Origin of the sequence: Mesorhizobium sp. M7A.F.Ca.MR.362.00.0.0 (assembly GCF_004023175.1) — a bacterium.
Classification (GTDB): Bacteria; Pseudomonadota; Alphaproteobacteria; order Rhizobiales; family Rhizobiaceae; genus Mesorhizobium.
Genome location: NZ_RZTF01000665.1, coordinates 458 through 1,858, shown reverse-complemented (window position 1 = coordinate 1,858; position 1,401 = coordinate 458). Strand labels below are relative to the sequence as shown.

Annotated in this window: 1 pseudogene; it reads right to left on the bottom strand. The window is 63.5% G+C overall.

What is annotated here, in order from left to right:
- Positions 1 to 175: 175 nt before the first annotated feature.
- Positions 176 to 1,401: pseudogene (locus EOC06_RS36585) on the bottom strand (DNA-directed RNA polymerase subunit beta'); the annotation flags it as partial.

Here is a 1,401-nt window from a genome sequence, read left to right as displayed (position 1 = left end):
CTATACGGGGAGAAGATGCCGGCAGGCAGATGAGGGGCGGCGCCAGCCTGCAAAACAAGGCACCAGACGATGCTCCTCACTTCGCCACCGCCACAAAGTTCGGCTCCAACGCAATGAAAAAAGGCCGCCGGGTCGCCCCGGCGGCCTTTTTTGCCTGAGATTCCTGCCGCCGCGCTTACTGCGCGGCGGTTGTCATGTCGGCCAGCATCGGCTCGGCGACTTCCGCACCCGAGGCCTTGCGGCGCTCGTCGATGATCAGTTCGTCGCGCGAGGTGGCGATGCGCCGGATCTGGCTCATCGTGCCGCCGGTACCGGCCGGGATCAGCCGGCCGACGATGACGTTTTCCTTCAAGCCCTGCAGCATGTCGGTCTTGCCGGCAACCGCGGCCTCCGTCAGCACCCGGGTCGTCTCCTGGAAGGAGGCGGCCGAGATGAAGGACGGCGTCTGCAGCGATGCCTTGGTGATGCCGAGCAGCACCGGCAGGCCTTCGGCCGGCTTCTTGCCGTCCTCGACCAGACGCTCGTTGACCTCTTCCAGTTCGATCACGTCGACATGATCGCCCGGAATGTAGGTCGAGTCGCCCTGCACCGTGATCTCGACCTTCTGCAGCATCTGGCGAACGATCACCTCGATGTGCTTGTCGTTGATCGACACGCCCTGCAGACGATAGACTTCCTGGATCTCGTTGACGAGGTAGGAAGCAAGTGCCTCCACGCCCTTGATCGCCAGGATGTCGTGCGGCGCAGGATTGCCGTCGAGGATGTAGTCGCCCTTCTCGATGACGTCGCCGTCTTGGAGATGGAACGGCTTGCCCTTCGGGATCAGGTATTCGACCGGCTCAAGCGTCGAGTCATGCGGCTCGATGATGATGCGACGCTTGTTCTTGTAGTCGCGGCCGAAGCGGATCGTGCCGTCGATCTCGGCGATGATGGCGTGATCCTTCGGACGACGTGCCTCGAACAGCTCGGCAACACGCGGCAGACCGCCGGTGATGTCCTTGGTCTTGGCGCTTTCCATCGGAATACGCGCCAGCACGTCGCCGGGGCGAACCTGCGAGCCCGGCTCGACCGAAAGAATGGCCTCGACCGAGAGCAGGAAGCGGGCGTCGCCGCCCTTCGACAGCTTGCCGACCTTGCCCTTGGCGTCCTGGATCGCGATCGCCGGCTTCAGGTCGTTACCGCGTGGCGTCGAGCGCCAGTCGATGACCTCACGCTTGGTGATGCCGGTCGACTCGTCGGCCGTTTCCTGAACGGAAATGCCGTCGACCAGATCCTCGTACGACACCCTGCCCTCGATTTCAGTGAGGACCGGACGGGTGTAGGGATCCCACTCGGCGATACGCTGGCCGCGCTTCACCTTGTCACCATCGTCCACGAAGATGCGCGAACCATAGGTGAGGC